Source organism: Bartonella sp. AA86SXKL, from assembly GCF_042196885.1.
Window position 1 is genome coordinate 1 of sequence record NZ_JBHIRE010000524.1, and the last position, 583, is coordinate 583.

Consider the following 583-nt stretch of genomic DNA (forward strand, 5'->3'; position numbering starts at 1 on the left):
TTTAAAGCCTATGCTTTTCAAATCCTCCACTAACCAATCAGCAGCTTTACGACACTCATCCTTATAAGCAAAGTCTGTAGAAATTGATTGAAAACGTAAAAGAGAAAAAAGGCGTTCAAGGCTCTTTTCTATATTCTCATCAAGATGTGTTAGCACTTTATTCAGCATAAAAAAACTTTCAAGCCTTTGTGTAATTATAAATATAAATTTGTGACTTTAAGCTTCTTGGAGGATTTTGCAAGACATCTTATTCATTTTTGACATTGTGAGCAGTAAAAACTTGAACGTCCAGATTGCAAAATACGTACAATAGGGATTCCACAATGCAAACATTCCTTGCCTTCTCGTCCATAAACTGAAAAAGAGTGTTGAAAATAACCAAGAGAGCCATCTGTACGAATATAATCACGTAAAGTAGAACCACCAGAAGAAATCGCCTCAGTAATCACATTACGTATATTCTGAGCTAAGGAAGCTGCTAATTCACGTGCACATTCAGTTTTCAATGCTAACGTAAATGCACCACGCTGTGGAGATAAACGACTACGCCAAAGCGCTTCGCAAACATAAATATTCCCAAGAC

The 583-nt window shown here is 36.4% G+C and carries 1 protein-coding gene; it reads right to left on the minus strand.

The window, feature by feature from the left end; all coding sequences use genetic code 11:
* Positions 1 to 251 precede the first annotated feature (251 nt).
* On the minus strand, positions 252 to 583 hold a 332-nt coding region (locus ACFIO5_RS13040), incomplete at its 5' end, for a zinc finger domain-containing protein (RefSeq protein ID WP_375705639.1).